Raw genomic sequence first — 22,218 nt, 5'->3', positions numbered from 1 at the left:
GCGTGCTCGTCCTCGTGGGCGGCGTCCTCGCGGCGGTCGTCGTCGCAGCGGTGGCTGCGGTGCTGATGGTCGCGGTCTACCGGCGCCCCCAGCGGGGACTGCTGCTTCTCGCCGTGGCCGTTCCGCTGCACGGACTTCTGGCCGTCCTTCCGCTCCCCGGATTCGTGTCCGGCTGGAAGGAGGGCCTCGTCGTCTTCACCTTGATCTGTGCCTGGCTGCAACGCCGCCGGGCCGAGCCCGGTGTCTCGCTCGCACCGACGATGCTCATGCCGTGGTGGCCCGCGGTGGCGTTGTTCGTGGGCCTCGGTTCCGTCTCGGCCATCGCGTTCTTCGGACCTGTCGGCCTGGTGGCGATCAAGGTGACGTTCTTCTACGTCCTGCTGCTGCTGATCCTCTGGTGGGCCCCGTTCGACAGCCGCGATCGCGACGACCTGGTGAGCGTGCTGATGGGAATGGGCGTGTTCACCTCGCTCGTCGGCATCGCCCAGTTGCTCGCCGGTCCCGCGTTCCTCGTCTCGCTCGGTTACGAGTACGGCACCCAGATCCGCACGGCGGGTGGACTGTTGCGCACGTTCAGCACGTTCGCGCTGCCGTTCCCGTTCGGTCTCTTCGTGATGCTGTCACTGCTGATCGGCGGTGCCGTCGCGCTCGCCGAGCCCCGGCGCCGCCGTAACCTGGCGTTCCTCTGCGCCTCCCCGATCATGGTGGTGGCCATGGGCACGTCCATCGTGCGCGGCGCCATCCTCGGACTGGTGGTCGGCGTGATCTACATGATCGTCGTGCGGTTCCGGTTCCTCGCGGCGCCGCTGGGCATCGCCGCGGTGGCCGTCGCCGTGATCGTTCCGTTCGTGCCCCGGGTGACGTCCGTCTTCTTCTCCTCGAGCAGCCTGTCAGAGCGCGGGGGCCGCTGGAACGAGATCATCGAGTCCATCGGGACCAACTGGTTGGGCACCGGCCTCGGATCCAGTGGTGCTGCAGCGGACAGCATCACGGAGGCATCGGGGGGCTCGGCGGCAGGGATCGCCGGCGAGACCACCAACTATCAGCCGGACAACTACTACGTGAAGACCCTTCTCGAACTGGGTCCGATCGGACTGTGGATCGTCCTCGCTCTGCTGATCACCGCGCTGCTCTGGTGTACTCGGCTCGCCCGCGTGCTTCCCGGCCGGGACGCCGCGCTGACGCTGGGGGTCGGCGCCTCCATCGTGGCCGCCATGTTCGGCAGCCTCGTGGCAACGTATTTCGAGATCTTTCCGATCGATGTCTATTTCTGGTTGACGTTAGGGGTGGTGGGATGCGCAGCAGCGCAACACGAATCGTCTACGGGGCGCTCGCCCTCAGACCGGGCGGCAGTGGAGTCCAGACCTACGCCCGCGAACTTCTGAACGAGCTTCCCGCGCAGCTGCCCGGGGCCGATCTCGCGGCCGTCGTCCAACAGGACTCGGTCGACGAGTTGCCGACCGCCGTCTCACCGCGGACCCGTCCGGTGTCGGCCGGCGCCGTGCGGGCGGTGCTCGGCGCTCTCCCGGTCGGACCGTGCGACATCTTCCACGGCCTCGACGTCGATCTGCCGCTCGTGGGTCGGGGACACACCGTGGCCACCGTCCACGACGTCTCGGTCATCGACATGCCGTCGGCCTCGGGGCGGTTCCGGGCTGCCGGCGAGCAGCGCCTGGTACGCCATTCCCTGCGGAAAGCCGATCTGCTCATCGCGGTCTCCGAGTTCACGGCCGAGCGCATCAAGGCCGTCAGCGGTCGCGACGCCGCCGTGGTGGAGCTCGCACCCGCCGCCTGGGCCCGCGAGCCCGACGCCGAAGCCGTCGAGAAGGTCCGGGAGAAGTACTCGCTGCCGGACCGATTCGTGATGCAGGTCGGCACCGTCGAGCCCCGCAAGAACGTGCAGCTGGTGGCCGACGCGTCGGAGGCGCTGGGAATTCCGTGCCTGTTGGCGGGCGCCGGGTCCACCGGGCCGAACGCGCCCCGCTACGCCACCGGGTTGGGGTACGTGGACGTCGAGGACCTGCCCGGGCTCTATCACGCCGCGACCGTCACCGCCTACGCGTCCCGCTACGAGGGATACGGACTACCCCCGGTCGAGGCGATGGCGTGCGGCGGCGCCGTGGTCGCCAGCGCCGTCGGTGCTCTCCCCCAGGTGGTGGGCGACGGCGCGATCCTGCTGGGCACCGAGCGGGTCGACCGATGGATCGACGCGCTGCGCCCCCTGGTCTCGGACACCGCGGCTCGGTCGGAACTGGTCAACGCGGCGCTCCGGGTCTCGAAGGAGATCACCTGGCGCCGCACCGCCGAGCGCACCGTGCGGGCGTACCGCGACGCGGGGCTCCTGTGACCATCGAGCGCCGCCGCTGGGCTCTCCGATGAACGGCAAGGACGGGACTCGCTGATGGACGAGGAACGCGCGCCCGACGGCATCGAGACCGTTCCCGATTACCGGGCCATCGCAGGCGACCCCAAGGCCGCCGCTCGGGCCACCGGAGCGGTTCTGATCTCGCGCATCGTCGTCGCGGCCCTGGGGTGGGCGGGCAGCGTCGTCATCGCCCGATCGCTGTCCCCGGAGGAATGGGGGCAGTTCAGTTTCGTCTTCGCGCTTCTGGGTCTGATGTCGGTGATCACCGACCTCGGGGTCGGACGCGTCGTGCTGTCCCGCCTCATGGACGACGATCCCGAGGAGATCGCCCGAACCGCGTCGTCGTTCCTCGCGCTGCGCGCCCTGCTCGGTGTCGTGGGCTACGCCCTCGCGATGGTCTACGTGGTGCTGCTGGGCTACCCGAGCCAGGTGATCCTGGCGACGGCGGTCGGTGGCCTGGTCGTGGTGTTCGCGACCCCGGGTCACGCCCTGTCCGTGCTGTTCCAGAGTCGCCACAAGCTGGTGCTGGTGGCCCTGGCCGAGGCTCTCGGTCAGGTTCTGCAACTCGCCCTGACCATCCTGGCCGCGATCTTCGCGCCGCTGCTGCTGATCTTCGTGCTGCCCGCGGTGGCCAACGAGGTCTTCCGGTTGGTGGTCAAGGGACTCGGCGTTCGCCGCCGATCGATCGGTCTGCGCCCGTCGCGCACCGTCGAGATCGCCCGCTGGGGCGGGTATCTGCGCGAAGCGATCCCGCTGGCCATCGGCTTCGCGCTCACCATCGCGATGCTCAAGATCGACGTGCTGATGCTGAGCCTGCTCGACACGTTCGACGCCGTCGGCATCTACTCCATCGGCTACAAGTTCTCGGACATGATGGACACCATCGCGCTCGCCGCCGTCGCGCCGGTCAGCACCCTGTTGGTGGCGGCGTGGCCCGGTGACCGCACGACCTTCCGGGCGCGTACGCGCACGGCCGCAACGATGTTCACGGTGTTCGGCGCCATCGCCGTCGCGGCGTTCTGGCCGTCGGCGGAGCCGCTGATTCGTCTGCTGTACGGCGAACGCTTCGTCGTCGGCGCCGACGCGGCCCGGTTGCTGGTGCTGGGGGCAGCACTCATGTCGCTCGTTCTGCTGGGCATCTTTCTGCTCGCGTCGTCGGGCATGCAGCGCAAGTACCCCGTGGTGGCCGTGGCGGGTCTCGCCATCAACGTCGGGCTGAACCTGTGGCTGATCCCCCGCTACTCCTACAACGGCGCGGCGATCTCGACGGTCGTGACCTTCGCGATCACGCTCGTCGCCCTGTGGATCGTGATCGATCGCAGTATGCCGATCTCGACGCTGCTGCCGGTCAAGACGATCACCGTGATCGCGGTGCTCACCGCGGCGGTGACCGGAGTCGGATGGGTTCTGGTGCAGCAGTTCCCGGCGATCTGGCTGGTGGTCTCGCTCGCGGGTGCCGCGGTGCTGCTGGCCGTCGTACTCGTCCTGGCCCGAGCCGGAGTCATCGAGTCGCCGCTACCCGGCGGTTCGGATGCCTCGAGCACCGACGAATCCGAGGCCACCTCATGACCGTCGTCTTCGTCGCACACACCGGTTTGGCGTCCGGGGCCGAGCGGATGTTGCTGCGCTTGGTCGACGAGGCGTGCTCGACGTCCGACGTGACCGTGGTCTGCCCCGCCGGCCCCTTGGCGGACTCTCTCCCCGAATCGGTTCGCCACGTGCCGATTCCGGTTCTCGGGATGGGCGGTGAACGAGGCGGAGCCCGCCTGGCCGCGGCGGCCCGCATGCTCGGTCGGTGGATCTCGGCGGGACGTACGCTGCGCTCGGTCACCCGGCGCTCGGTCACCCGCGACGAGGGCACCGCGGTGATCGTCAACTCGCTCTTCGCGCTGCCCGCGGCCCGGATGGCGCGCCCCGCGGGCGGAGTCGCGTGGCTGGTGCACGACGCGGTGGCGAGCGCCCGGCAGAGCGCCGTGACCCGGCTCGGCCGCCCCGTGGTCCGCATCGCGGTGGCGTGCACCGAGGCTGCGGCGGGGCCGGTCCGCGCCGCGAACGTGCCGGTGCGCGTGGTGCCGTACGGCGTTCGGTGGCCCGTCGAGGACTACCTCACCCCGGTGCAGACGCCACCGGTGGTCGGAATGCTTGCGCTGCTCACGTCCTGGAAGGGGCAGCACGTGCTGCTCGACGCGGTGGCGACGCTTCCGGACGTCGTCGTCGAACTCGCCGGCGGTACCTTCCCGGGCGACCAGGACTACGAGCAAGCGTTGCGAACGCGGGCAGCGGAACCGGATCTGCAGGGCCGGGTGCGCTTTCTCGGGCACGTGGACCCCGACTCGGTGCTCCGACGGTGGGACGCGGTGATCTCGGCCAGCGTGCTGCCCGAGGCCGGGCCACTGTCGGTGCTCGAAGCCATGTCGCACGGGTTGCCCGTCGTCGCCACCGACCACGGCGGGCCGACGGAGTTCCTGGCCGACGGCGCGGGAATCCTGGTACCGCCGGACGACGTCCACGCTCTGGCCCACGCGATCTCGACGGTCCTCACCGACGAGGAGCTGCGGAGCCGGCTGGGTCGACGCGCGCGAGCGGCCGTCGAGACCGAGCACGACATCGGCGTGACCATGCCCGCACTTCTGCGCGCCCTGACCGAGCCGAGCACGGCGGACGCGTCGTGACCGAACGAACGGCGGCGACGCGAGCGCCCGGCATACCTCCGGTCGCGTTCGACGGCGTGAAACAATCCGATCGACAGATTTGTCGAATCACATTCGGCACCAACGTTGTTGGACCTCGTTCGACGCGGTCCGAACGCGCCGCGCAAATGCGCGGTCACCGAAGTCCGGTAGGTATCATCAGGCTTACCAGAAACCGAAGGAGCTCCGGTCGATGCCCGTAGACGACTCCGTCCACCGCGGCGACGTACCCCCTCCCGTCGACCTGGCCGGACACATTCGAGAACTCGGTCGCGCCTTCGTGCCCGCGTTCCTCATCGCCGTCCTGATCGGTGCCGCCGTGTTCGGGTACCGCAACTTCGTGGTCGAGAAGCAGTACGCAGCCACCGTCGTCACCGAGATCGCACCCGCCGGCGACCTGGTTCCCGGTGACGCCTTCATCGAGCAGCTTCGCGCGCCGATCACCGGACTGGCGAGCGACACCGCCGTGCTGAACGCCGCGCTCGACGGCGTCGACACCGACATCGACGCGGGCACACTGTCCTCGCGGCTCACCCTTGAACCGGGCACCTCCCCCGCTCTGCTGAACTTCACCGTGACCGCGGAATCACCGGAGCTGGCGCAGCAATTGGCGACCTCGATGGTCACGGCCGTCGGGAACGCCGCCGAGGCCAACTACGTCCGGGACACCGCCGGCCGCGTCGGACAGCTGCAACAGTCGATCGCCGCCGAGGAAGGTCGGCTCGCGGCCCTGGCGGACGACGATCCCCTGCGCGGCAACGTCCAGTCCCAGCTCGACAGTCTGCGCAGCCAGCTGACGCAGGTGGAACTCGGCGGCGCGGATCAACTCGTCGTGCTGTCGATTCCCGAGACCGGCTCCTCGCCCGTGTCCCCGCAACCCGTCGCCGAGGCGTTGGTGGCCTTCCTCGCGGCTCTCATCCTCGCGGCCGAGGCCATCGTTCTTCTCCGCGGGCGGTGGGGGTCCAAGCCGAATCGCGCGTGGGCCCGTCGAACCGCTCGCAAGCACCGGGCGATCTTCGAGCCGGGGGCCGGAGAGGGAATGCCGCCGGTGGTGGCCGCGCGCATCGCCGCGCTCGATCGCTCGGCGACATCGTCCCGCCCGTCGCGCCACGCAGCGAAAGCCGGTACGACCGTGCAGATTCTCGTCCTGCTCGGTGACGGCACCGCCGTCTCGACCCCGGTTCCCGACTCGGTGGTGCGCGCCGACCTGTCCAGCGAGTGGTGGAAGGCCGTGGACGTCACGGTCCTCGACACGGCCGTGGTGGTGCTGTCCACCCGGGCGAAGAACCGCAGCGTCGCCACGGCGACGCTGCGCCAACTGCGGCAGTTCTCGGTGACCACGTATCTCGTTCTGCAGGACGGGAAGAAGGGCGATCAAGCCGGACCGGGTCAGCTGTACTCCGGTCCGCAGTACACCGGTCAGCAGTACGGCGGATACCCCGGCCAGCAGTACCCGGGGCAGCAGTACTCGGGGGCCCAGTACCCCGGTCAGCAGTACCCCGGTCAGCAGTACCCCGGTCGGCACTACCCCGGTGAGCAAGACCTCGGTCGGCAACACCTCGGTCAGCAACACCCCAGTGGTCCCCTCCCACGGCAGCGGTTCGCGGACCCACGGTTCCCTCCCTACGCCGAGCCCCGGTACTCGGGGGAGGACGACGGCGAGTACCACGATGCGGAGGTTCCCTACGCCGAACCCCGACAGACCGAGCCCCGACACACCGAGCCCCGACATTCGGGGGCGCGGTACCGGGAGCAGCCATCCGCCGAGCAGTCCTACACCGAGCAGTCCTACACCGAGCAGTCGAACACCGGGCAGTCGAACACCGGGGACACCTTCACCGAGCCCGAGTTCGACTCCGACCGCGCTCGAACGCCCGCACCGCGCTACGCTCCGCCGCAGTCGGGCGCGCAGCACAATGGGACTCCGAGCAATGGGACTCCGGGCAACGGGGCACCGGGCAACGGAGGGCCGAGCAACGGGGCGCCGAGCCACGGGATGTCCCGGCACCACGGTGTGACCCGGCGCAGTTCGACCACGCAGCGCCCGTACACACCAGGCTCGAATACCTCGCGCCAGAACTACGATTCACAGGTCCAGGACAATGCCGAGAACCGATAGAATCAAGATCGTCCACGAGCGCTTCACCGAGATCGCCGGCTCCGAGCACGTCGTCGAGCAGCTCGCGATTCACTGGCCGACGGCCGAGGTGTACGCCCCCATCGCGCGACCCGAGGGCATTCCTGCGGGCCTGTCGCGTCCGCCGCACACGACGCGTCTCGAGACCATCTACAACGCGATCGGCCAGCGCTCCTACGCACCCGTTCTTCCGCTGGTGCCCTTGGCGTTCCGACGGATGGACCTTCGGAATGCCGATGCCGTGATCGTCAGCCACCACGCGTTCGCCACGCAGGCCGTGTTCGCCACCGACGCACCGGTCATCGCGTACGTCCACAGCCCCGCACGGTGGGCGTGGGATCCGGAGCTGCGCGCGGGCGAGGGTGGTGGCCGCGCGGGTGCCGCCATCCTCACCGGGCTCTCCGCGGTCGCACGCCGGTGCGAGACGTCGGCAGCACCGAAGCTCACCACCGTCGTCGCCAATTCTTCCGCTGTAGCGCAACGAATCTCGGACTGGTGGGGACGCAGCGACGCCGTCGTCGTTCATCCTCCCGTCGACACCGAGGGCTTCACCCCGGACACCTCGGTGGCGCGCGAGAACTTCTTCCTGCTGGCCGGTCGGCTGGTTCCGTACAAGCGGCCCGACATCGCCATCCGCGCCGCGGCGGAGGCCGACGTGCCGCTGGTGGTGGCAGGCGACGGCCGCGCCATGGAAGCCTGCAAGGCCCTGGCGGGACCGAAAACCGTGTTCCTGGGCCGGGTGTCGCACGAGCGGTTGCTCGAACTCCACCGCAGCGCCCGCGCCCTGCTCATGCCGGGAATCGAGGACTTCGGCATCGTGCCCGTCGAGGCGATGGCCACCGGGACACCGGTCATCGCGCTCGGTGAGGGCGGCGCCGTGGACACCGTCGTGCCGGAGCGCACCGGGCTTCACGTCGCACCGGGTACCGACGACGCCATCGTCGCGGGATTCGCGGACGCCATGCGAACGTTCGACCCGTCTGACTTCGACCGCGACCACATCCGCACCTGGGCAGAAGGCTTCTCCCGCGCCACGTTCCGCGATCGCATGCAGAAGGTCGTCGATGACGCCGTCCGCTGACCGGGAGTCGTACCGCTCGACGGTGATGGACCGGGTCTTCGCCGACGCCCGCAGCATCGCGCTGCTCGGGCCGGTCGAGGACCTGAGCGAGGACACCGTCCGCCGGGTCCTCACCGCCGCCGAGAACAGTTCGCCGACACCCCGGATCGCGCTCGAACCGCGGGGTGATCGTCGGCGCTGGCGCTACCGCACCGGTATCGCCGACGGCGCCGTGACCCATCTCGACGCGATGACCGGAGCCGACGCCGGAACGATGCTCACGGCCATCCGGAACAGGCCGGGACCGCACCTGCCCGTCGAAGTTCTGTTGTGCGGGGACTACATCGCCGTGGACTACTCGCACGGAGTGGGCGACGGTTTGCTCGGCACCACTCTGATCGGTGCACTCGCCGACGATCCGGACGGCTCACGCGCCCCGACGTTCGCCTCTACCCTCCCGCGATCCGCCACCCTCTCGGCGGTTCGCCGCCACTTCGGTGCGAACCCGGCCGCGCTGAAGGACTTTCGGCGCCTGCGCGGGGAACTCAAGTCGTACACACCGCCGCCCGCCCCGACCCGCCGCGTCGAGAACTGGACATCCGCGCGCGTCTGCCGAACCGGCTACATGCCTGCGGATCAGGTGAGCACGCTGCGATCGTGGGCCAAGGCCGATGCACCCGGGGCGACCGGAGGGTCGGTGAACGTGGCGCTCGTCGCGGCCGCACTCCGCGCCGAGGGGCTCGAGGTGGACGACCGGGTGAGCATGCTGTTCAACAGTCGCCGCTACCTCGAACCCGAGTTCGCCGGTACACACGGCAATTTCGCCGTCGCGATCCCCGTGCTGCTGCCGCACGAGCCCTCTCCCGCCGACATCGCCGGGCGTATGCGGGCCGTCATCGAGTCGGGATGGCCCGTCGCCATTCTCGCGATGTCGGGGGTTCAGAACACCCTCGGTCGGCTGCGGTCCCGAGCGAAGCCCGAATCACCCGACACCCCGGAAGTGCCGCCGTCCGCGATGCCGTCGTCGGTGGAGGTGCCGGACCGAGTGCGGTTGGTCGTCAGCGATCTCGGTCGACTGCCGATGTACGACCATCTGCCGTGGATCGACGACGAACGCCCCCGCCAGATGGCGGCTTCGGTGGAACCCGATGGGCCGGACGGCATCTCGGTTCTGGTGTCCGACGTGCAGGGTGGCCGGACCTTCACCGCGTCGTTCTGCAGCGCGATGATCGACCCCGACGTCGTCGAGTCCGCGCTCGCACGGATGTGTACCGACCCGGTCGCGCTGGTGCGCTCGCGCTGATCAGCACTCTCCGATCCACCGGCTCGGCAACCGACGCCCGACGGTGCGTCAGGAACCCTCGCGCCACTCCCGCTCGAACGGGAGGCGCCACGCGTCCGGCGCCACCAACGAGTGAATGGCGTTGGGCCCCCAGGAACCCGGGGCGTAGTTGCGCACCGGCGGCGGGTTCTCGAGCAACGGAGCCGACACCTCCCACAGCCGTTCGATACCCCTCGACGTGGTGAACAGGGTGTGGTCGCCGTGCATGGCGTCGAGAATCAGTCGCTCGTACGCCTCGAGGACGTCGTCCGCACCGTCGGTGTCGTCGAGGGCGAACTGCATCGAGAGTTTGTCGAGTCGCATCCCCGGCCCCGGCCTCTTGCCGTAGAAGGACAGGGACACCTTGGACGCATCGGTGAGGTCGAACGTGAGGTGGTCCGGTCCCTGCGCACCGACTCCGGAACCGGTGGGGAACATGGATTTCGGCGGTTCCCGGAACGCGATCGAGATGATGCGCTGGCTCTCGGCCATCTTCTTTCCCGTCCGGAGGTAGAACGGCACACCGGCCCATCGCCAATTGTCGATGTGGCACTTCACCGCCACGAACGTGTCGGTGTCCGAGTCCGGGGCGATGCCGTCGCCGTCGCGGTACCCCGTGTACTGCCCGCGCACCACGTCCGCCGGATCGATGGGGAGCATCGAGCGGAAGACCTTGTTCTTCTCCTCCTTGATGGCCTCCGGTTCGAGGGCCGTCGGCGGCTCCATGGCCGCGAAGGCGAGCACCTGGAACAGGTGGGTGACCACCATGTCCTTGAATGCACCCGTTGCCTCGTAGAAGCTTTCGCGCCCGTCGAGCCCCAGCGTCTCCGGGATGTCGATCTGCACGTGTGCGATGAAGTTGCGGTTCCAGATGGGCTCGAACAGTCCGTTGGCGAAGCGGAACGCCAGGATGTTCTGTGCGGGTTCCTTGCCCAGGAAGTGATCGATCCGGAAAATGCGGTCCTCGGTGAACGTCTTGTGGACCTCGGCGTTGAGCGAGACGGCGCTCGCGAGGTCGGTGCCGAACGGCTTCTCCATGATGATTCGAGAACGGTCCACCAGGTCCGCGGCGGCGATCATCTCGATCACCTTCAAGGCCGCCGACGGGGGCACCGACAAGTAGTGCAACCGCTGCACCCCCTCCCCCAGTTCTTCTTCGGCTCGCGCGACAGCGGCCGCCAACGCGTCGGGACCGTCGTTCTGGGAGACGTAGGTGAGTCGCGTCGAGAACGAGTCCCACTCGTCCTGCGTCGGCGTTCGGGCCGAGAACTCCCGTACGGCGGCCTCGGCCATGTCTCGGAACGCGTCCGACGACATGTCCTCCAACGAGGTGCCGACCACGCGCATGCGCGGGGCGAGTTCCGACAGGACGAGATGCATCATCCCGGACAACAATTTGCGTCGGGCCAGATCACCGGTGGCGCCGAAGAGCACCACCACCTGAGGGGGCAGGGAATCGTGCAGGGTCGCGCGCGCAGAGGTCACACCACCCGATGTTTCCATCGATTCGCGTCGCGTGCCGCACGGAGGGCTCCAACCAGGCAAAACGGTCGGACTGGGGCCTTTCCGGCGGTAGAATGAAGACTCGCTTTACACTGTAAGTAGACCGGGGTGGGGTATGCGCCTTCACCGCGCCGACACCTGTGCGAAAGGCCTCGAGATGCTGGGAACGACGACAGTCTCCCGAACGTGACGTCCGCTGACCGCATCTTCCCCGGTACGGACACCACCTCCGCTGCGCATCGCGACGCGGACTGGGCTGCGACCCCGCTGGGCGTAGTCGAGGACTGGCCGATCGAACTGACCATGGCGATTCGCACCGCTCTACCATCGGGCGCCGCGGTGTTGCTGTGGTGGGGCGAGGACCTCGTCCAGATCTTCAACCACCCCTACACCCAACTCATCGGCGACAAGTTTCCCGCCGCGGTCGGTCAGCGCGGCGAGGAGTGCTGGGCCGAGGCGTGGGCGACGCTCCAGGAATGGGCGGACGAGGCGCGGTCCGGCAACGTGGTGTACCGCGAGCGGGAGCGGTTGGTGATCGATCGGTACGGGTACGACGAGGAGACGTTCTTCACGTTCTCGTGCAGTCCCATCTTCGGCGCCGACGACGCCACCGTCCTCGGCGTACTCGCGACCACGACCGAGGTCACCCGCGAGGTTTTCGCGCTCTCACGGATGTCGGTTCTTCGCGATCTCGGCGGCGTCGTCGCCGTGACCGACGGTGTGGCGTCGGTGTGCCGCAGCGCCGTGGAGCGACTGACCACGGCAGCCGAGTTCCCCTATGCAGCAATCCATGTGCGACGTGGTTCGGATATCCAGCCGGTGGCGTCCTTCGGCGATTCGGCCCCGGTCGACGCCGAGCTCGAGACCATCGAACGAGTGACGGCGACGGGCGAACCCGAGGCGTTCGTCCACGAGGGACGCATGGTCCTGCCGCTGACGACGAGATCCACCGAGTCGATCGGCGCGCTGGTGGTCACCATCGACCCCCTGCACCAGCTCGACGACCAGTACCGGATGTTCCTCGAACTCGTCGCCGAACGAATCTCCCGAACCCTCACCGACGCCTATCTCTACGCCGAGGAACGTCATCGCGCCGCGGTGCTCGCCGAACTGGATACCGCGAAAACGCGGTTCATCGAGAACATCAGTCACGAGTTCCGCACTCCTCTGACGTTGCTCCTCGGACCGATCGACGACCTGCTCACCCATCATTCCTCGGATCTTCCTGCACGACAGACAGATTCGTTGGAGTCGGCGCGTCGGGCGGCGCTCCGCCTCCAGCGTCTGGTGGACACGCTCCTCGACGTCGCCCGCGGCGACAGCGACGGAATGGCGTTGCACCCCGAACCGACCGACATCTGCGCGCTCACCGCAGAGTGCGCCGAGATGTTCCGGGACGCAACGGATCGCGCACACCTGCAGCTCACCGTGGACTGCGAGGTGGTGACCGAGCGGTACATAGAGATGGATCGCGCCGCGTGGACTCACGTGGTGATGAATCTGCTCTCCAACGCGGTCAAGTTCACCACGGAGGGCACGGTGGCACTCACCCTCGCCGACGCGCCCGGCGGAATGACTCTGACGGTGTCGGACACCGGTCCCGGAATCGAGGTCGCCGATCGAGGACGGGTCTTCGAGCGATTCTACCGAGTTCCGGAGACCCCCGGCAGATCTCAGGAGGGCACGGGGATCGGACTGTCCCTGGTCGCCGACCTCGTCGAGGCCCTCGGTGGAACCATCTCGGTCGCGGACAACGATCCAGTGGGTACCCGGTTCGAGGTCACCGTCCCGGTCGTCTCCTCGACGCAGCCCTCCGGGACGGCCGTCCCCGAGGTCGCCGCGTCGCTGGCCGCTCCGTACCTGGGCGAAGCCGACACCTGGCGCCCGGTCTCGGAATACGCGTCCGAGCCCGGGTCCGATCAGCGTCAGGTTCTTCTGATCGAAGACAACGCCGACATGCGTGACTACGTCACCGGCCTGTTCGTCGAGCAGGGGTGGCACGTGGACGTCACCGGCACCGTCGACGACGCCTTGATCAGGGCCCGCACCCGCACGCCGGACATCATCGTCAGCGACATCATGCTGCCCGGTCGCAACGGCCTGTCGTTGGTCGAGGAAGCGCGGGGAGACTCCCGCCTCGTTCGAGTACCCATCGTGCTGCTCAGCGCCAGGGCGGGTTCGGAATCGGTGGTGCAGGGTCTGCGGATCGGTGCGGACGACTACGTCACCAAACCGTTCCATCCGGCGGAACTCGTTGCGCGCGTTCGGGTTCACCTCGAACTCGCCCGCCTGCGCGAGGATCTGCTGGTCGACGCCGAACGTGAATCGACGTCGCTGCGCACCGCCCTCGACAGCCGCGGGGTGTTGAGCCAGGCCGTCGGGCTGGTGATGGCCACGCAGGGAATCGATCCCGACGCGGCCTTCGCCTACATCGCGAAGAAGAGTCAGGATGCGAACGTCAAGGCACGGGTCGTCGCTGCGCAGCTCGTCGACGACTTCGTGAAGACCATCGCCACCGACGAATCATGACCGAGCGGAAACCGTCGGACATCGACATCGAGACCTGGGTGGAGCGGCAGATCCGGACGGCTCGCGACAACGGAGCCTTCGACGACCTTCCCGGCGCGGGCAAACCCATTCCCGCGTCGAGCACAGAGGAGATGGCATGGGTGCGAGCGTTCCTGAAGCGCGAGAACCTCTCCGGGGAAGCGCTGCTGCCGACGCCGTTGCAATTGCGCAAGGAGATCGAACGCTTACCTCGGACGGTCGCCTCGCTGCGGTCCGAGGACGCGGTTCGCGCGGTCGTCGCCGACCTGAACCGGCGCATCGTGGAGTGGCTACGCGCACCGACCGGTCCGCAGGTACCCGTGGGCCGGGTGGACGTCGACGACGTCGTCGAACAGTGGCGCAGCACCCGGCCGGCGCGGCCGACCGCGGCACCGGCGTCCGAACCCGAGGCAGCGCCGGTGCGGGGTCGTCGATGGTGGCGTCGCCGGTAGTCGTTCACGGCTGGCGGTTCACGGCTGGCGGTCGAACACTGCGGTGACTCGATGGGTGACGGGTTCGACGACGCGGGCGGCGATGGGCCCGATGATCGCCATGATCAAGACATAGGCCGTCGCCAGGGCGGCGATTTCGGCTTCCACCGCTCCGGACGCGACGGCCAGGCCCGCGATGACGATGGAGAATTCACCGCGAGCGATGAGCGCGGTTCCGGCCCGCATACGGCCGAGCCGACCCACCCCGATCTGTTTGGCCGCCCACGCTCCCGTGACGATCTTCGTCACCGTCGTGACCACGGCCAGCAGAATCGCCCACCCGATCACCGGCGGAATCGTCCGCGGATCGGTGTTGAGGCCGAAGACGACGAAGAACACCGCGGCGAACAGGTCTCGCAGCGGTTCGAGCACGCGGGTCGCGGCGTGGGCTGTCGTACCCGAGATCGCTATGCCCAGCAGGAACGCACCCACCGCGGCCGAGACCTGCATCGCCGCCGCCACTCCGGCCACCAGCAGGGCCGCGCCGAGGACGGTGAGGAGGACCGTTTCGCGGTCGCGGTGATCGACGAGCGCCGAGATCACCCAGCCGTAGCGCAGCGCGATCACCAGAACCACGGTCACCACGAGCAGCGAGATGCCGACGGCCTCGAGCCCGCCGACGAAGCTGACGCCGGCGAGCACGCCGGAGAGAATCGGCAGGTAGACAGCCATCATCAGGTCCTCGAACACCAGAATGGACGGCACCACCGGTGTCTCGCGGTTACCCAGACGGCCGAGATCACCGAGAACCTTCGCGACGATTCCCGACGACGAGATATAGGTGACACCGCCGAGGACGAGCGCGCCGACCGGTCCCCACCCCAGCATGAACGCGACGATCACGCCGGGCACCACGTTGAGAACGATGTCGACGAGTCCCGCGATCCACGAGCGTTTCAGCCCCGTCAGCAGTTCGTTCGCCGTGTATTCGAGTCCGAGCAGGAGCAGAAGAAGAACGACGCCGATCTCACTGGCCAGTTCGGTGAAACCGTCGATACCCTGCAGCTCGACGATCCCGCCGTTGCCGAAGAACAAGCCGGCGACGAGATAGAGCGGAATGGGGGGACATTCCGACGCGGGTGGCGAGCCTGGCGAGCAGTCCCAGTACGAAGAAGACCGCGCCGAGCTCGATCAACTCGATCGCGGTCTCGGTCACGAATCAGTGACCGAGCAACTTGGCGGCCGCATCCAGGCCCTCGGACGTTCCGACGACCACCAGCAGGTCTCCGCTGACCAATGTGAAAGTCGGACCCGGCGACGGCTGCACCTGCCCCGCCCGCATGACGGCCACGATGGACACCCCGGTCTTGGTGCGCATCTGAGTGTCGCCGAGCGAACGACCGTCGAACCGAGATCCGTCGTGGACGGGAAGTTGGCGGGTGCGGATGCCGGGAAGCTCTCGATGTTCCTCGCCCAGCTGCGCAACCAATTGCGGGGTTCCGAGCAGATTGCCCAGTGCGGCGGCTTCCTCGTTGTTCAGGGTGATCGACGCCTGAGTGGAGTCCGGATCGTCCTTCTTGGAGACGATGAGCTCGTTCGACCCGTCCTTGTGCGTGATCACCCCGATGCGGCGACCCGTGGAGAGCGCGAAGTCCTTGCGCACTCCGATGCCGGGAAGCAACGTGACGTCGACGTTCATGAGTGGAGTAGCGCCGATCATGCCGGTGGGTTCGGTGTCGGCAACTGTGCGGGGTCAGGGCCGATCGAGCCGGTTGTTGTTGTGGTCGAGCCCAACGCGCACCGCTTACGTTCGGAGTATTTAATCGAACACATGTTCGATATGTGGGTTACTCTGGACGTATGGACCGGGGGGTCCGCAGGATCAGGGGGTGAGCGACGCAGCCGAGGCTGCGGCGCCGGCCTCGTCGTGCCCGGACGGTTCAGCTGCCGGTGACGCGGGTGCTTCCGCTGATGCTGCCGGTTCTGGTGCTGGTGTTCCGTTGGTGTCGACGGCGATCTCCGATCCGGCGGCGGGTGCGGTGATCGCCGACCTCGAAGCGGCGGTGGCGGCGCTCGATTCGTGGTCGCTGCCCGCCGCGGACACCCGCGCGGTACTGGTACGGACGGAGACGGTGATCCGCACCCTGGTGGGGGCCTCGCACACCTGGTTGCACGAGGTCGTCGAACGCGGCGGGTTCGACGACGTCGTCGGGGCGTTGGGGTCCGGGGGTGCGCCGTCGGCGTTGGCGCATCTGCTGCGCGTCACTCCCCGGAGCGCCGCACTACGGTTGCACGTCGCGGCGGACCTCGCCTCCCGGACCACACTGACGGGGGATCCGGTGGACCCGCGGATGCCTCACGTCGCCGCCGCCTCCCGCGAGGGAGTGTTGGATCCGGGGCACGTGGCGGTGATCCGGACGTTCCATCGGGATCTGCCCGCTCGCACGGACCCGGGGCAGCGTGATCGGGCGGAGAAGCAGTTGGTGGACCTGGCCCGCTGGGTGCGCCCGGACGAGTTGACGGTGGCGGCGAAGCGGATCCTGGAGTTGCTCGACCCCGACGGCGCCGCCCCCGACGACCACGATGCCGCGCGGAAGCGGTTCATCCGGTTCGACCCGCAAGGGGTGGACGGGATGTCGACGGGCAACTTCTGCATCGATGCGCATCTGCGGGCGATGCTCGAGGTGGCGTTCGAGGCACTGTCCACTCCGGGGCGCTGCATGCCCGGCGAGGACGATGCCGGTACCGACGGGGTGAGGTTCCCGGCCGGCGCCGCCGAACCCCCGGCCCCGGACGCCGACGGCGCTGGTGTCGATGACGCTGGTGTCGATGACGCTGGTGTCGATATCGACGACGCTGGCGACTGCGCCGGAGCCGGTCACGATGGCACCGATCCCGCTGCGCCCGAACAGGATCAGGACCACACCGCCGACGACGGACCCGCGCGGTCGGGTCACGACGCCACCCTCGACCTCGACCTCGACCTGGACCTGGACCTGGACGTGGACGTGGACCCAGATATGCCCGAGGCCGTACCAGGGGAGAAGTCTGCCTCCGACCCTGCTGGGGTTGCTGCTGCTGCGGAGCGCGCCGGCCGGGATTTCCGCACCGGTGGGCAACGACGCCACGACGCCCTCAAACACCTCCTCGGACAAGTGCTGGCCTCCGGCACCCTCGGCACCCACCGGGGCTTTCCCACCACCGTCGTCGCCACCATCGGCATCGACGAACTCACCGCCGCCGCCGGACTCGCCCCCACCACCACCGGCACCACCCTGTCCCTCGGCGACCTCATCCGACTCGCGTCCGCCTCACACCCCTACCTCGCCGTGTTCGACGACGCCACCGGCCGCACCCTGCAACTACTGCGCAGCAAACGCTGCGCCAGCACCGATCAGCGTCTGGCCCTGTTCGCCCGCGAACGCGGCTGCACCTTCCCCGGCTGCACCCGACCCGCCATGAGAACCCAGGCCCACCACACCCACGAGTGGGCCGACGGCGGCTACACCGACATCGACACCCTCACCCTCGCCTGCCCGATGCACCACCGCCTCATCGGCACCGCCCCCAACCAGTGGGCCACCACCAGGGCACCCGCCGGGCACCGCTACGCCGGCCTGACCCTGTGGCACCCACCGGCCGTTCTCGACCCCGACCGGCGCGGGCGACCCAACCACTACTTCTTCCCCGAGAGATACCTCCTCGACGACGAACCATGATGCCGCGCACCGCAACACCCGAATCGGGGAAACTCGATCGGGTGCTGCATCGAGCTCGGTTACCGACGACCGCCCTGGTACCGACGACCGCCCTGGTACCGACGACCCGCAGGGATCTACTGCGCCGGATCGACCAGACCCATCTGCACGGCCTTGACCAAGCGACGGGGAACCTTGTGCGTCACGCCGGCGACGGTGACGGGCACCAGATCGGGCGGGACCGCTTTCCACTGCGAACGTCGACTGCGGGTGTTCGACCGGGACATCTTCCGCTTCGGAACAGCCATGACCTCAGCCCTTCTTCTCGCGTCGGCCGTACTTGCGCTCGAACTTCTCCACGCGCCCTTGGGTATCCATGACGCGGGCGGCGCCGGTCCAGAACGGATGGGACTCGTTGGTCACGTCGACCTTGACCAAGGGATAGGTCGATCCGTCCTCCCACTCGACGGTGCGATCGCTCGTGATCGTCGATCGCGTGAGGAACATCGAACCGGTACTCGAGTCCTGGAAGACCACCGGATGGTAGTCGGGGTGTACTCCGGGTTTCATTCTGCTGCCTTTCCTGTTGCGCGATCGGAATCGGTGAAAGTCGTTTCCTCGCAGGGTTCTTCGTGGTACTGCCCGAAGGGGTCGTCCCACGTGGACCACAACTCCGGAGCGCCCAGTTCGTCCTCCGTGAGCACCGCGTCGGACAGGACTCGGTGGATGTGTTCGGGGTCGGCGCGATGGGTGAGGATCACCAATGACGTCGCGCGGTCCCCGAAGTCCTCGTCCCACACGAGCGCGCCGAGAGCGCGCCGGGCCGTGGGTTCCTGCTCGTACTGCTCGGGTTCCATGGCGGCGAGCCACCGGCCGGCGCCCGCAACTCGCAGGCCACCACCCGCCGACTCGATCCACAGCACCTGGTCCGGCTGCGACGCCACCCACAGCCGTCCACGGGAGGCCACGACGCCGTCGAGCAGGACGTCGATCGCGTCGTGCAGCCGACCGGGATGGAACGGGCGCCGGTCGGCGAACTCGACGATGCGCACACCGCAATCCGACGTCAGTGGCGGCTGGCCCTCGAGAAGCGAACCGTGGACGTCCTCCTCGGCACCGCGACGGGCGACCGCGGGGACCCGGGCGAGCAGGTCGGTGCCACGCAGGCGCTCACCCGGTCGGGTCCACACGGTCGCCGCGGTCGGTGCGAGTCGGTCGAGAACGGCGCGTAATCGATGGGCCTCCCAGCCATCGGGTTCGGTGTCCCCCACGACCAACAGGTCGACGAAACGAGCGTTCCCCACGGTCACCTGCGCCACGGTGCGTTCGTCGGGAAGGTCGTCGCTGCCGAGAAGATCGTCCCCGGTCGCATCGTCGAGCCACGTGGCGCCGTCGACGCACCCGATGACGGCCTCGATACGGACGTCCAGCGATGCCGGTCCGTCGATGCGCCCCACCATTCCCGCGACCACGGTGTTCTCGATCGACCAGCAGACTCCTTCGACTTCGAGCGTCGAATCGAGCCGCACCACGATGCGATCGAGCGTCGAATCGGATGCCAGCGAGCGCAGGAGCGGCAGCAGATCGTCCCGGAGCGTGCAGGTGACACAGCACCCCGCAGCCCCCAGATCGACGGCATGGTCCGCACGCTTCCCGTCCACCACCCGCGTGGTGTGTCGACGCACGACGCCGACCGAGACGTCGGACAGGTCGTGACGCACCAGCACGGTCCCCGGCTCGACGAACGCGTCCGTGACGGATTCGAGGGGCCCCATCGGACCGCAGACGAGGACGAGCGGCGTCCTGCTCTCGGTGTTCATGACCGTCCTTTCGACAATGATTGTCATCAGCAGCGGTTCGAGCGTACAGTCCACCGAAGTCATTGTCGAAAACGATTATCAAGAAGGAGGTGGGTGGATGTCCGCGCACTGCGACGTCACCGGACGGCAGCCGAGCTTCGGCAAATCCGTCTCGCACTCCCACCAGCGCACCAGTCGCCGGTGGAACCCCAACATTCAGAAGAAGACGTACTTCGTCCCCAGCGAAGGACGCCGCGTCACGCTCACGCTGTCGACCAAGGGGATCAAGACCATCGACCGAGACGGCATCGACGCCGTCATGGCTCGCCTCCGAGCCGCCGGTTACGGACGGAACCGCTGATGGGCAAGAGCACGGACATCCGACCCATCGTGAAACTGAAGTCCACGGCGGGAACCGGCTACACCTACGTCACCCGCAAGAACCGTCGGAACGACCCGGATCGACTGGTGATGAAGAAGTACGACCCCATGGTCCGCAAGCATGTCGACTTCCGTGAGGAACGCTGATGGCGAAGAAATCCAAGATCGCCCGTAACCAGCAGCGAACCGAGATCGTCGCTCGTCACGCGGCCCGTCGACACGAGCTGAAGGAGCTGATCCGGAAGCCCTCCACCCCCGCCGCGGAGCGCGATGCCGCCCAAGCGGCCCTTCGGAAACTTCCGCGCGATGCGAGTCCGGTAAGGTTACGGAACCGCGATGCTGCGGATGGGCGTCCCCGTGGCTACCTCCGCAAGTTCGGGCTCTCTCGCATCAACACTCGCGAGATGGCACACCGCGGGGAACTCCCCGGTGTGCGCAAGAGCAGCTGGTAATACGAGACGTCAGACAAAGGTGGAGAGAACATGGCAGTGAAGAGAGGCCCGTCCAAGAAGGATCGGGCCGAAGCCGGCCGCAAGCCCAAGAAGAACCCGCTCATCGCCGCAGGCGTCGAGACGGTCGATTACAAGGACGTGAACCTGCTTCGTCAGTTCATCTCCGACCGCGGCAAGATCCGCAGCCGTCGCGTCACCGGCCTGACCCCGCAGCAGCAGCGCCAGGTCGCGACCGCCGTGCGCAACGCTCGGGAGATGGCACTGCTCCCGTTCACCACCCGCTAGACCCTTCTCGACCTGCATTCGGTCGGAGGGCGCTGCCGCTCACGCCTACCGCTGGCGAGCACCGCCCTCCGATCGAAAGGCCCCTGCACCGTGTCCGGAGTTCTCGCGGGTTTCACGGTCATCTTCGTCATCATCTTCATCGGCTACGTCGTGGCCCGCACCGGGATCCTCGGTAGCGAAGGCGAGTTCGTCCTCGGCCGGTTGGTGTTCTTCGTCGCCACCCCCGCCCTGCTGTTCGACACCCTCGCGCACGCCGATCTCTCGGTCATCTTCTCCCCCACGCTCTACGTCGCCGCGATCAGCGCGTTGGCCGTCGGAGCCGTGCATTTCACCATCGCCCGCGCGGCGCTGCGTCGCGACGTTCCCGACGCCACCATCGGCGCCCTGTCCGCGTCGTACGTGAACGCAGCGAACCTGGGAATCCCGATCGCCGTGTTCGTCCTGGGCGACGTGTCCTTCGTGGCGCCGTTGCTGCTGTTCCAGATCCTCGTCTACTCCCCCATCGTCCTGACGGTGCTGGATCTGTCGACCTCACGTGCCGCGTCGTCCGTGTGGCGGACGGTCTCGACGCCCTTCCGCAACCCCATCGTGGTCGCCGGCGGAGCCGGTCTGCTCCTCGCCGTGACCGGTTGGACCCTTCCCGACGCCGTCATGCAGCCCTTCACGCTCATGGGCGGCGCCTCCGTACCCGGAGCCCTCATCGCGTTCGGGATGTCGCTGTACGGGGTGCGCGTCCTGCAACACGGCGCCGGGCCGCGTCGGGACGTCGCCCTGGCCACGGTGCTCAAGACCGTCGTCATGCCGCTCGTCGCCTACGCGTTGGGACGGTGGGGCTGGGACCTCGACGGTCGCGAACTGTTCGCCGTCGTGGTGATCGGGGCTCTCCCCACCGCGCAGACCGTCTTCATCTACGCCAGCAGGTACGGCCGAGGTGTCGTCACGGCCCGCGACAGTGCGTTCGTCACCACCCTCGTTTCCATTCCGGTCATCGCCGTCGCGTCCGCACTCCTTGCCTGACCGCGCGTCGGGAAAGCTCGAAGAAACGGGCCGACCGCTCGGCGCGCTACCTTGGAGGCATGAGGTTGTTCGTGCTCGGCCTGCTCGCGTGTTTCGCCCTGTCCGGGTGCGCCGACGACTCCGACTCCCTCGCCGACGAGACCGACTCCGCCGCGGCCGTGGCCCGGCAGGACATGGTTCCGGTGCCGGGCGCTCCACCCGTGCCGCACGAGGTCGCAGCCGACCACGTCGGCACCGAGTTCGTTCCGGGCGCTCCCCTGGTGATGGCGCAGTCGACGCCCTTCGAGGCATGGACGCCGCTGCCGAACAACATGATCGCCGTTCACTTCGTCACCGGATCACCCGAGTGCTACGGCGCAGACGCCACCGTCGAGGAGACCCCCGACACCGTCACCGTCACCTTGCGAACCGGCACCTTGGAGTCCGCGAAGGACAAGTCCTGCATCATGATCGCGGTGTACGGGACCATGGAACTGCAGCTGTCGGCGCCGGTGGGCGACCGCCAGGTGCTCAACGGCACCTGACGGTCGGG

The 22,218-nt window shown here is 68.1% G+C and carries 21 protein-coding genes and 1 pseudogene; 16 read left to right on the top strand and 6 right to left on the bottom strand.

Annotation, left to right across the window (positions count from 1 at the left end; translation table 11 throughout):
• The first annotated feature begins 2 nt into the window (after positions 1-2).
• From ACY466_RS06795 to ACY466_RS06765, 7 genes are all read left to right on the top strand, one after another.
• Entirely contained in the window at positions 3-1,385 is a 1,383-nt protein-coding gene (locus ACY466_RS06795) for an O-antigen ligase family protein (protein WP_463250926.1), read from the top strand.
• Positions 1,295-2,347: a glycosyltransferase family 4 protein gene (locus ACY466_RS06790; protein ID WP_463250925.1), complete on the top strand. Its 1,053-nt coding sequence runs from the start codon at positions 1,295-1,297 to the stop codon at positions 2,345-2,347. The genes ACY466_RS06795 and ACY466_RS06790 overlap by 91 nt, the downstream gene beginning before the upstream one ends.
• Before the next feature lie 54 nt (positions 2,348-2,401).
• On the top strand, positions 2,402-3,934 hold the full coding sequence (locus ACY466_RS06785) for a flippase (protein WP_463250924.1): 1,533 nt from the start codon (positions 2,402-2,404) through the stop codon (positions 3,932-3,934).
• Positions 3,931-5,037 carry a glycosyltransferase family 4 protein gene (locus tag ACY466_RS06780; protein WP_463250923.1) on the top strand — a complete coding sequence of 369 codons (1,107 nt, stop codon included), beginning with the start codon at positions 3,931-3,933 and terminating at the stop codon, positions 5,035-5,037. The genes ACY466_RS06785 and ACY466_RS06780 overlap by 4 nt, the downstream gene beginning before the upstream one ends.
• 211 nt (positions 5,038-5,248) lie before the next feature.
• On the top strand, positions 5,249-7,174 hold the full coding sequence (locus ACY466_RS06775) for a YveK family protein (protein ID WP_463250922.1): 1,926 nt from the start codon (positions 5,249-5,251) through the stop codon (positions 7,172-7,174).
• Positions 7,158-8,273, top strand: coding sequence for a glycosyltransferase (locus tag ACY466_RS06770; RefSeq protein WP_463250921.1), 1,116 nt, complete (start codon positions 7,158-7,160; stop codon positions 8,271-8,273). Before ACY466_RS06775 ends, ACY466_RS06770 begins: the two co-directional genes overlap by 17 nt.
• Complete coding sequence (locus ACY466_RS06765) at positions 8,257-9,555, top strand: hypothetical protein (protein ID WP_463250920.1); 1,299 nt, start codon at positions 8,257-8,259, stop codon at positions 9,553-9,555. The genes ACY466_RS06770 and ACY466_RS06765 overlap by 17 nt, the downstream gene beginning before the upstream one ends.
• Positions 9,556-9,603: 48 nt before the next feature.
• On the opposite strand, the gene zwf is transcribed toward ACY466_RS06765, so the two are convergent.
• Entirely contained in the window at positions 9,604-11,076 is a 1,473-nt protein-coding gene (zwf, locus tag ACY466_RS06760) for a glucose-6-phosphate dehydrogenase (protein ID WP_463250918.1), read from the bottom strand.
• 186 nt (positions 11,077-11,262) lie between these two features.
• Here zwf and ACY466_RS06755 point away from each other — a divergent pair, with 186 nt between their 5' ends.
• Complete coding sequence (locus ACY466_RS06755; protein ID WP_463250916.1) at positions 11,263-13,605, top strand: ATP-binding protein; 2,343 nt, start codon at positions 11,263-11,265, stop codon at positions 13,603-13,605.
• Positions 13,602-14,075 carry a DnaJ family domain-containing protein gene (locus tag ACY466_RS06750; RefSeq protein WP_463250914.1) on the top strand — a complete coding sequence of 158 codons (474 nt, stop codon included), beginning with the start codon at positions 13,602-13,604 and terminating at the stop codon, positions 14,073-14,075. Before ACY466_RS06755 ends, ACY466_RS06750 begins: the two co-directional genes overlap by 4 nt.
• Positions 14,076-14,093: 18 nt before the next feature.
• On the opposite strand, the pseudogene ACY466_RS06745 reads toward ACY466_RS06750, so the two are convergent.
• Together ACY466_RS06745 and ACY466_RS06740 are read right to left on the bottom strand one after the other, a co-directional pair.
• A pseudogene (locus ACY466_RS06745) lies at positions 14,094-15,270 on the bottom strand (cation:proton antiporter).
• 3 nt (positions 15,271-15,273) lie between these two features.
• Entirely contained in the window at positions 15,274-15,753 is a 480-nt protein-coding gene (locus ACY466_RS06740; protein WP_463250912.1) for a cation:proton antiporter regulatory subunit, read from the bottom strand.
• A 190-nt stretch (positions 15,754-15,943) separates the two neighbouring features.
• Here ACY466_RS06740 and ACY466_RS06735 point away from each other — a divergent pair, with 190 nt between their 5' ends.
• The gene (locus ACY466_RS06735) at positions 15,944-17,773 is read left to right on the top strand and encodes an HNH endonuclease signature motif containing protein (RefSeq protein WP_463250910.1); all 1,830 of its coding nucleotides are present in this window, start codon (positions 15,944-15,946) and stop codon (positions 17,771-17,773) included.
• A gap of 116 nt (positions 17,774-17,889) precedes the next feature.
• Here ACY466_RS06735 and rpmF read toward each other — a convergent pair whose 3' ends face one another.
• Genes rpmF through mrf form a run of 3 tightly spaced genes read right to left on the bottom strand, consistent with a single transcriptional unit; the run spans position 17,890 to position 19,572 of the window.
• On the bottom strand, positions 17,890-18,060 hold the full coding sequence (gene rpmF / locus ACY466_RS06730) for a 50S ribosomal protein L32 (RefSeq protein WP_463250909.1): 171 nt from the start codon (positions 18,058-18,060) through the stop codon (positions 17,890-17,892).
• A 4-nt stretch (positions 18,061-18,064) separates the two neighbouring features.
• Positions 18,065-18,322 carry a type B 50S ribosomal protein L31 gene (locus ACY466_RS06725; protein ID WP_463250907.1) on the bottom strand — a complete coding sequence of 86 codons (258 nt, stop codon included), beginning with the start codon at positions 18,320-18,322 and terminating at the stop codon, positions 18,065-18,067.
• Entirely contained in the window at positions 18,319-19,572 is a 1,254-nt protein-coding gene (gene mrf / locus ACY466_RS06720) for a ribosome hibernation factor-recruiting GTPase MRF (protein ID WP_463250904.1), read from the bottom strand. Before mrf ends, ACY466_RS06725 begins: the two co-directional genes overlap by 4 nt.
• A gap of 97 nt (positions 19,573-19,669) precedes the next feature.
• Here mrf and rpmB point away from each other — a divergent pair, with 97 nt between their 5' ends.
• The 6 genes from rpmB (at position 19,670) to ACY466_RS06690 (ending at position 22,210) form a co-directional block, all read left to right on the top strand.
• Entirely contained in the window at positions 19,670-19,912 is a 243-nt protein-coding gene (rpmB, locus tag ACY466_RS06715) for a 50S ribosomal protein L28 (protein WP_463250902.1), read from the top strand.
• Positions 19,909-20,079: a 50S ribosomal protein L33 gene (gene rpmG, locus ACY466_RS06710; protein ID WP_463252163.1), complete on the top strand. Its 171-nt coding sequence runs from the start codon at positions 19,909-19,911 to the stop codon at positions 20,077-20,079. Before rpmB ends, rpmG begins: the two co-directional genes overlap by 4 nt.
• Positions 20,079-20,384: a 30S ribosomal protein S14 gene (rpsN, locus tag ACY466_RS06705; RefSeq protein ID WP_463250900.1), complete on the top strand. Its 306-nt coding sequence runs from the start codon at positions 20,079-20,081 to the stop codon at positions 20,382-20,384. Before rpmG ends, rpsN begins: the two co-directional genes overlap by 1 nt.
• A gap of 30 nt (positions 20,385-20,414) precedes the next feature.
• Complete coding sequence (gene rpsR, locus ACY466_RS06700; protein ID WP_463250898.1) at positions 20,415-20,669, top strand: 30S ribosomal protein S18; 255 nt, start codon at positions 20,415-20,417, stop codon at positions 20,667-20,669.
• Positions 20,670-20,759: 90 nt separating this feature from the next.
• Complete coding sequence (locus ACY466_RS06695) at positions 20,760-21,686, top strand: AEC family transporter (RefSeq protein WP_463250896.1); 927 nt, start codon at positions 20,760-20,762, stop codon at positions 21,684-21,686.
• 59 nt (positions 21,687-21,745) lie between these two features.
• Entirely contained in the window at positions 21,746-22,210 is a 465-nt protein-coding gene (locus ACY466_RS06690; protein ID WP_463250894.1) for a hypothetical protein, read from the top strand.
• Positions 22,211-22,218 lie beyond the last annotated feature (8 nt).

Source organism: Rhodococcus sp. K11/5 (assembly GCF_055193735.1).
Note: the sequence above shows the minus strand (reverse complement) of the source record. Positions and strands in the feature narration are given on the sequence as shown.